Annotated in this window: 7 protein-coding genes and 1 pseudogene; 3 read left to right on the top strand and 5 right to left on the bottom strand. The window is 41.3% G+C overall.

The genetic code is table 11. The features are described from left to right. Positions 1-96: 96 nt before the first annotated feature. The 5 genes from AB5443_RS23255 to AB5443_RS23275 form a co-directional block, all read right to left on the bottom strand. Positions 97-2523 carry a polysaccharide biosynthesis tyrosine autokinase gene (locus AB5443_RS23255; protein WP_283140037.1) on the bottom strand — a complete coding sequence of 809 codons (2427 nt, stop codon included), beginning with the start codon at positions 2521-2523 and terminating at the stop codon, positions 97-99. Positions 2524-2532: 9 nt separating this feature from the next. Continuing rightward, positions 2533-3366 carry a polysaccharide biosynthesis/export family protein gene (locus tag AB5443_RS23260; RefSeq protein WP_277135137.1) on the bottom strand — a complete coding sequence of 278 codons (834 nt, stop codon included), beginning with the start codon at positions 3364-3366 and terminating at the stop codon, positions 2533-2535. 16 nt (positions 3367-3382) lie between these two features. Beyond that, entirely contained in the window at positions 3383-5311 is a 1929-nt protein-coding gene (locus tag AB5443_RS23265) for a nucleoside-diphosphate sugar epimerase/dehydratase (protein WP_277135139.1), read from the bottom strand. A gap of 58 nt (positions 5312-5369) precedes the next feature. After that, the gene (locus AB5443_RS23270; protein ID WP_285948501.1) at positions 5370-5942 is read right to left on the bottom strand and encodes a UpxY family transcription antiterminator; all 573 of its coding nucleotides are present in this window, start codon (positions 5940-5942) and stop codon (positions 5370-5372) included. 343 nt (positions 5943-6285) lie between these two features. After that, complete coding sequence (locus AB5443_RS23275; RefSeq protein ID WP_277135144.1) at positions 6286-7233, bottom strand: tyrosine-type DNA invertase cluster 3b; 948 nt, start codon at positions 7231-7233, stop codon at positions 6286-6288. A gap of 136 nt (positions 7234-7369) precedes the next feature. Here AB5443_RS23275 and AB5443_RS23280 point away from each other — a divergent pair, with 136 nt between their 5' ends. The 3 genes and pseudogenes from AB5443_RS23280 to AB5443_RS23290 all read left to right on the top strand — a co-directional run. Further along, positions 7370-7780, top strand: a complete 411-nt coding sequence (locus AB5443_RS23280; RefSeq protein ID WP_022140296.1) for a DUF4119 family protein — start codon at positions 7370-7372, stop codon at positions 7778-7780. A gap of 218 nt (positions 7781-7998) precedes the next feature. Continuing rightward, positions 7999-8343, top strand: coding sequence for an SH3 beta-barrel fold-containing protein (locus tag AB5443_RS23285; protein ID WP_285948780.1), 345 nt, complete (start codon positions 7999-8001; stop codon positions 8341-8343). 22 nt (positions 8344-8365) lie between these two features. Continuing rightward, positions 8366-8584: pseudogene (locus AB5443_RS23290) on the top strand (DUF4373 domain-containing protein); the annotation flags it as partial. Positions 8585-8661 lie beyond the last annotated feature (77 nt).

An 8661-nucleotide genomic window follows, 5' to 3' on the forward strand; every position in this document is an offset into this window, starting at 1 on the left:
ATTAAATTTCAATCTAAAAATTCAAAGCAACAAAACCCTCATAATCCTGATTACCACCATCATTGTTTTGAAAACATAAAAGAAAGAAAGAAGAAGTTACTTTGAATTTACATTCTGTGTCTCTTTACCATAGCCATAGCCGTAACCATAACGTTTACCATAACCATAGTACTTACCATATTTACCATAGCCATAGTAATAGCCGTATTTTTTCTTCTGAAGCTCCAAACCATTGATGGCAATACAGAGATTAGGCAATTTATTATTTTCAGTGAGTTCATTGATCAAAGTAAACTCAGCCTTACGGGTGTAATCAGCACGGCATACATAAACAGATAAATCCGCTACACGTCCTATGAGCAAAGTATCTGTCACCATACCTACAGGAGCGGTATCCAGTATCACGTAGTCAAAATTCTGCTTCAAGGTTTCAACAGCTTTTTCCAAACCGTCACGAGCCAATAACTCTGTTGGATTAGGAGGAACGGTTCCACCGGGAAGAATATATAAATTCTTGTTTATATCAGAAGGTTGTACCAAATCCATCAGATTTATAGCAGGATTAGTAAGAAACTGGGTAATACCATGCTCTTTCTTAGGTATGTTGAAGACCTTGTTCAAGCCCGGTTTGCGAATATCAAGACCTACTATCACAACTTTCTTCCCTAATAAGGAAAGACTGATAGCCAAATTGGCGGATATAAAGGACTTACCCTCACCACTAATGGTAGAAGTCACCAGAATTACATTCTTACCATTTTCAAGCATAAACTGAAGATTGGTACGGACATTACGGAAAGTCTCGCTCATTAAATTATTCTGATTCTCAAATACAGCAATAGAACCGTTTTTCTCATCGGCTAACGGGACATCACCGATAACAGGGAGCGAAGTCAGTTTTTCAATATCTGCACGACCTTCTATTTTAAATTTGGTCAGACCAATCAGATAAACGACACCTACCGGAATACCTATTCCGAATACCAAAGCCGCAAGATAAATCGTCATCCGCTTCGGGGAAATCGGAGCACCGTCTGCCTGTGCCTCGTCAATAATCTTGGCGTTATTGGCTATAGCGGCCAGGACAATGGCATTTTCCTCACGCTTCTGAAGTAGCATCAGATACAGGCCGGACTTGATTTCCTGCTGACGGGCAATACTCACAAACTGTCTTTCCTGAGTGGGCGCATCACTGATACGACGGGAATAACGGCTTGCTTCACGGGCTAAATCCGCCCTCGTAATCTCCAGACCTTTCAGCGTCGCATCCAAAGTGGTCTGTATGTTGCCACGCATCGCACGAATACTGGCATTAAGATTTACAATTGCCGGATTGCTTTCCGTAGATGTACGTAACAGGCGGTTACGCTCGGACACCATTTCATTATACCGGTCAATTGCACCCGCTACACCAGCATCCTGTAAACCGACATTTGAAGGTAACACTTCATACTCGGTACCCTGCAGATATTTTTGTAGATCCACGACTAGATTTATCTGAGTCTGATTCTCCACACGTTTTTTCTCATATTCCGCATTGCCGGTCAAGGCTATCTGGGCTTCACTACTCAAATCCGTAATACCCGCACTACGCTTGAAATTCTCCAAATCCTGTTCCGTACTGCCTAGTTCCTTTGAGATGATACCAATACGCTCGTCAATAAATTCTGCTGTCCTCTGAGCCACCTCATTCTTGTCATTATTGGCATTGATATTATACATTTCAAGCAGCTTGTCTATATAGTCCTTACCACGCTGAGTATTAGAATTCTTGAGTGAAACGGTCACTACAGAAGTAGCCTTCGAGGTAGGAATTATAGACAGAGAACCAGCATAACCCTTCGCCACGGAAAAAGGTCTGTTAATATAAGCCGTGATATGACGTTCTTTTATTACACTTTCCGGACGGATAGGTGACAAAGTATCGTTATTCGCAAAAAAAGCAACCGTACCTTCATCGGTCGGAAATACGGCAGGCAATTTCTCAAAACGTTTCCGGTACTCCTTTTTTCCAACCCTAATCTGTACATCCATCGTACCGGCGGGTTGCAAAGACATACCCACCTCCATTGTCTGAGGAAGTTTATCCGCTTCCTGTGGAGTCAGGCTTACCAGAACTGGGGAAGTACGATACAGCTCCCTCTTGGGAAACCTGTCCTCATCCATATAAGTCACGAACAATCCCAAAGAGCTGACTACCTCCCTTGCCAATGTCCTGGAACTCAAAACTTCAATTTCATTCTCTATATTACCCGATGAAGAGACGAAACCGTCAAATCCCATCTTTTCCAATTCAGAAGACATACTTGCACCACCACCTTTCTTATCATCCTTAATAAGAACAGTGGCAGTAATATTATAAACAGGGGTTGTCAAACGCAGATATCCCCACGCACAAGCCACACAGATTATTACCGAAACTACAAACCAGGGCCAATGAATCAGATAACGAAAACAGATTTCCTGAATATTAACCTGTTCTTCAGATTGTTCCATGTGTTTCCCGTTTTTTCCCTCAATCATGCGATAATACTATTTGAAGATTGTTACTAATAAGCTTGCCAATGACACCAGAATAGAGGTGGCAGAGAACCAAAGACTTGTACTGTTACCTATATCCGAGTTACGGGCCTTCGCCTTATTTGGAGTCACATAAACAATATCATTCTGCTGCAACCAGTAATAGGGAGAAAGAATAGTCTCCGCACTGTTCAAGTCCAATGTCACAATCTCTTGCCTGCCGTCAGCACCTTCACGAATCAGTTTTACATTGTCACGAACTCCCCAGACTGTCATGTCACCGGCCATGGCAAGGGCTTCCAACAGGTTGACTTTCTCATTGTTTATAGTAAACGTACCCGGACGGGCAACCTCGCCTAATACAGAAATTTTATAGTTTACCATGCGAACAGTAACAATCGGAGTCTCCTTGATATAAGGTTTCAACTTTTCTATAATTAATTGTTCGGCTTCTTTCTTTGTCAAGCCACCTACTTTCAATTCACCTAGAACAGGAAAATTGATTTTTCCGTCATTATCTACCAGATAAGGCTGTAGAACGGGTTGGGTAGTCAGTTGGTTATTTCCGGCAGCCACACTGGCGGGACTGGCAACAGTCAAATTAAATGGGACAGCTAATTCCGGACTGGTACATGAAACTACAATAGTAAGCAGATCTTTAGACATTATCTTGGCATCATACAGATTTCCCTGTTGAGCTGTTTGTTCCACGACCTTTACATCCTGTAAATAAGGCACTTTTTTATACGACTGACAGGAAGCAAACAAAAATATCGCAACTAAACAAGAAAGTAATCTAGTGCCCATTCCTTGTACACTCAAACAAGTACAAAACGATTTATCCATAAATTTCTCAAGTTTATTATTCTTTATCCAGTGCCTCAAATCGCGGAGAATTCTTTGACTTGAATTCAGGAACCACTTTCTTCATCAGTCTGACCGTATCCATTATTTCAACAGCACGGGAGAGTTTCTCAAACTCTTCATACGTATCAAGAATATCAGCATATTCATACCGACGCACTTTAGCTATCATAATCTTCTTATTCTCGGTCGGAAGCGTATTTTCCTTATCACTCAAAACTTCTTCATAAAGCTTCTCACCAGGACGTAAACCGGTGAATTCAATCTTGATATCCTCTCCCGGACGATAACCAGCCAGTTCAATCATACGGGTAGCCAAGTCGACAATCTTCACAGCCTTACCCATCTCAAAGACAAAAATCTCATTACCCTCTCCCATTGTGGCAGCCTCCATTACCAAACGGCAAGCCTCAGGAATAGTCATGAAGAAGCGGATGATATCAGGATGAGTTACAGTAACAGGTCCTCCATTCTCTATCTGTTCCCTAAAACGGGGGATAACAGAACCGTTACTGCCCAATACATTACCAAAACGGGTAGTGATGAATTTGGTATGGCCTTTCACTTTACCCTCACGGATGGCACATCCCAGACTCTGTACATAGATCTCTGCCAGACGTTTGGAGCAACCCATCACATTGGTAGGATTAACTGCCTTATCGGTAGAGACCATGATCATTTTTTCTGCACCATATTCCACTGCCATATCAGCAACCTGACGGGATCCCGTGACATTCACCAGTACGGCTTCGCAAGGATTCTCTTCCATCAATGGGACATGTTTGTAAGCAGCAGCGTGAAAGACGATTTGAGGATGGTAATTTTCAAATACCATGCGTACACGTTCTTTCACACGCACATCACCAATCACAGGTATAAAATCTATAGTAGGATAATTCTTTTCAAATTCAAGACGGACATTATGCAAAGGGGTTTCAGCAGAGTCAAACATAATGAGTTTCTGAATACCCATCTGTACCAATTGACGACAAAGTTCACTACCGATACTACCCGCCGCACCTGTCACCAATACAATTTTTCCTCTAAATTCTTCGGCAACCTGACGAAGATTAATATTGATTTCAGCACGTCCCAGCAAATCTTCAATCTTAATAGGACGAATCCATTGATGGAAGTTACCGTCAGAGTCAGCCTCACTGATAGTAGGCGCTATCAGAGTTTTAAGAGAATTGCTTTTACAATATTCCAGAAGACGGTTCTCCTCCAGACGGGTATCTTCATAACGGGCAAACAAAATGCCGCGAACTCCCCGTTTCCGCATTATATACTCAACATCTGATTCATTTTCAAAGTAATAAATGGGAAGATCCGTCAAGCGACGTCTACTATTACCTTTACCATAGGTATAAAAACCTACAACCTTATAATGTGCACTGTCACGGAGACGAAATTTCAAGGCTACACTCTTTTCATCAATACCATAAATAAGAATGCGCGTATTCTTTTTATTCACCCAATCCAACAACAGGTCATAGACAATTATCAGTGATACACGGAAGACTGTCAGTGTGACCAAAGTTAATAAACCATCAAATAAAAGGTAGGATATTCTATAATTGTCCGGTAATTCTGTCTCATAAATAACCCAATAAGAAATAACCGCCAGACAGGCAATCTTGAACAAGACGGCACACATGACACGCCAAAGTTCACGTGCCTGTGAAAAACGAATCGTATTACGATAAGTGTGGAATATTAAAGCCCCGGCAATACTTGACACAAAAGAAACGCAAACGAGCTTGCAAAGCATCCAGTCAGTCATTGAAACATGTGCCATATAATGAATGATGGCATAAGCTACCAATGAACATAATACGGATATTACCGTATCAATACCTAAAATTACCCAATAGCTAAAATAATTTTTACGGGCATATTGTACTATACCCTTCAATGTCTTTTCCATTGTAGTATAAACGAATAAAATTACGTATCAGAATCAGAGATACAATCAGAATTTAAAATCAAAGCCTCACCGGCTCTACATAACCTACCGGCATGTCAGCACAGGCACATCCAAGCATATTAAGCCGGACGGCAATCTTGCTTCTACCGTCTACCGTAACAAGTTCACCCACAAGTCCCATTAAAGGGCCTTTGATAACGCGAACCTTCTCACCACGTGCCAAGGGAGCACTGTTCATACAGATTGCTTCTTCGGAATAATCAAGCATAAAACGGAAACGAGCCATCTGATCATCAGGAATTACAGTCGGACTGCTCTCACCACGCATTACCATGTACCGACTTACTGTAGAAAAGGAAAGAACCTCTTTGCGTTCTTTTGCATCGGCATGTACAAACACCATCATTGGAAGCAATACTGATTCGACCATCTTACGGCGGTCACTCCATTGATGAATTTCTTGTTGGACAGGAACAAAATTCTCAATCCCCATTCTATCCAAACGCTCTGCAACCTTCTTTTCGTGATGCATGCGAACCAAAGCTACATACCAGCGTTTAGAGTGTGCTACGCCTTCCCCTGTCCCATTACTAGGCCCAGCAATTACTGATTTTCTCTTTGTTAAAATCATGTTTTTTTACCCCATATTTGTCCGTTACTTCTTAGGTAACGGATAAATCACATACAACAATGAAAAAGGAAATTACACACATGGACAGGGGAGAAAAAAAGGAATTGTCTAATAATCAACGAAAAGGCTCTTTGGATTAGGCAATAAAAATGATTGAACATGAAAATAGACTTATTTCATGTTCGGATAGTTTTTTGCCCTATGTTTCAGATAAAACTAAAAAAAGTGAAGAAATATTTGTATGCTATTTATGTTTTTGTCTATCTTTGCGTCAAATTTAAATCCGTTACCTAAGAAGTAACGGGCGTTTATTACCACTGGTTACCAATACATTACACTAAAATTATCTGCCTGCGCAGTAGTTCCTTACGTAAGATAAATTCCCTTTATTTACCTTTGTACGTTCTTCAAGCCCGAAGCCTTTCAAATAGATTTGTGTGGTTTTTATAGATTTGTGTCCTAATGATTCACTAATCATTTCAATTGAGACTCCCCGGTATTTGGCGGTAGTAGCCCAGGAATGACGAAGCGTATAGGAAGAAACCGGAGATTTCAGATGCAACGCCTTTGCCAAATCCTTTAAATTACTATTAAACCGGCGGAGAGCGGACTGATATTCCCGGAAAGCACGCTCATCTTTCCGTCTCTTGTCACCACGGAGAATATCAAACAGATAATCCGGGCAATCGGGCAAAGAATCCTGCTTGTTCCGTAGTTGCTCAATCATCTCCCTTGCGCTGTCCAACACCTCCACGCTCATGGGAGTCTTGGTCTTGACACGGTTATAACGCAGCACATTGCTTTCCAAAGCCGATTTCTCCAGATGAGCCAAATCAGCGAACGACATTCCGCAAAACTGGAACATCAGGGTGGCAATGGCTTGCGTACGACGTAAACGCTCCGACTTCGGGTCTTCATACAAGAGCTTGTGAAGTTCGGCAGCAGGCAAGGCTTTTTTCTGGCGGACGTCCACGCCCGTATAGACATCACCGAACAGTCGGGGCACATAAGGGGCATTCCCCGCTTCCACTCCCCGATTGTAAATGCTACGAAGCATACGCATATACGTAGAAATCGTATTGGGCTTCAAGCCACACTCGTAAAGATACTGCCCGTAGCATCGTAAACGGCCACGGGTGATCTGCCTGAACGACATATTGGATATGCCACAGAACTTGCTGAAAGAAAAGAGGGCGTTCTTATAGACATGCGCCGTGGAATGGCGCCCCTCCTCTCGCAAACGACCGATGTAGAGTTCCCCACACCGGCTAAATCCATTTTTACTTGTCATTTGCATCACTAGTTATTTTATATATATACCATTTGGCAAGCGGCAAAAAAACGAATCTTTTCGCAGCTTTATCGCACACTTGCCAAAGTATGTTCTAATATTTAATATTTTTAACTAAAGTAAAAATTAGCAAATTATGGCTAGTAAAAAGACACCCAAAAGAGAAGCGAAAACACGAGTAAAAAACAATGCCCAAAATCGGAAAAAGAGTGGCGGCAGATGTAAGAAAGCGGAAATTATCAGTGAGGAAGAACTGGAAAAAAGAGGCGGACTGACCGGAGATGAAACGGCACTTTTCACGGTATATCTGCAAAAATTTGACAAGGGAGATGTCCATATGAAGTACTCCAAAAAGCTAAAAGATTTAGCCAAACACATCCATGAAAAAGAGCACTTGTACGTCCCCAAGCAAGGTGGGTATAAGTTAATGGAAGTCAGCAGTATAGAAACAGAGTTATCCGTAATCAGAGGAACTCTCCGGGAACAGCGGGAAGAAAAGGAAAGACAGGCTAAAGAGAAAGGCTCTAATAAGTTTTTACAAAAATAATTGTGCAGGTGAGATGCAAGCTCTACTTTTGCCGCCGTTTACAACCGGCTGAAAAACAGTAAACTTTCACCAGAAAAAATAGTGACGCTATCCGGTCGCGATGGCGTCACTATGAGACGAGGATAGTAACGCTATATCTGCAGCATACCGTCACTATCCCGAGAGGGAGAAGTTTATGCAATAAACAGGAGTAATTTTAATTAAATCTTTTTTATATAATGAGAAGAAATTGTAAGAAAAAAAAGTCTGAAGACTACATGTCAGTATGGAAGAAACGTATTGCCGTCGAAAAAGGAATTTCGGAAATATGTGCGGAAAGAATCGTGCAGAAGTGTATGGAACTGGTAAAGCACATGCTATATGGAAATGTAATGATAGCTTTTCAGAAACAGGACGGAACATTCTGTTTGGAAAAAGGCACATTGGTAGGATACGAAAAATTCTTTCATCGTGAATTCAAGTTCACTGTGAAACAGGAGTCTGTAATCTACTGGAGTGAGGAACAAAACGGATGGAGAAGATTCAGAATCAGCAACCTGATGGAATGGAAGGCAATCGTATAATTTATAATAAAAATATTGAACTATGAGTATGATAAACAAAGGGATACCTTATTTCCCTACACCGGCAAACTTTTTCGATGAAGAAACTATGGAATTACTGGAAGCCAAATTCGGAGTTTTAGCTTCTTATATCGTCCTGCGATTGCTTTGTAAAATCTATAAGGAAGGATATTACATTTCCTGGGGAAAGGAACAAAGCCTGATCTTCATCCGCAAAGTAGGTGGCGGGATAAAAGAGGAAGGTTCTTCGTCAAATTCCGTGCTTTTTTATTTTTAAATATGCCTTGTTTATATTTTATTATTTAGTTATAAATCAAT

This window comes from Bacteroides sp. RTP21281st1_H5_RTP21281_210402, assembly GCF_040918965.1.
GTDB lineage: Bacteria > Bacteroidota > Bacteroidia > Bacteroidales > Bacteroidaceae > Bacteroides > Bacteroides congonensis.

Bases quoted from the DNA above. Each gene is read 5' to 3' on its own strand.
- AB5443_RS23255 (WP_283140037.1), bottom strand. From the start codon at position 2,523: ATGATTGAGGGAAAAAACGGGAAACACATGGAACAATCTGAAGAACAG.
- AB5443_RS23260 (WP_277135137.1), bottom strand. From the start codon at position 3,366: ATGGATAAATCGTTTTGTACTTGTTTGAGTGTACAAGGAATGGGCACT.
- AB5443_RS23265 (WP_277135139.1), bottom strand. From the start codon at position 5,311: ATGGAAAAGACATTGAAGGGTATAGTACAATATGCCCGTAAAAATTAT.
- AB5443_RS23270 (WP_285948501.1), bottom strand. From the start codon at position 5,942: ATGATTTTAACAAAGAGAAAATCAGTAATTGCTGGGCCTAGTAATGGG.
- AB5443_RS23275 (WP_277135144.1), bottom strand. From the start codon at position 7,233: ATGACAAGTAAAAATGGATTTAGCCGGTGTGGGGAACTCTACATCGGT.
- AB5443_RS23280 (WP_022140296.1), top strand. From the start codon at position 7,370: ATGGCTAGTAAAAAGACACCCAAAAGAGAAGCGAAAACACGAGTAAAA.
- AB5443_RS23285 (WP_285948780.1), top strand. From the start codon at position 7,999: ATGAGAAGAAATTGTAAGAAAAAAAAGTCTGAAGACTACATGTCAGTA.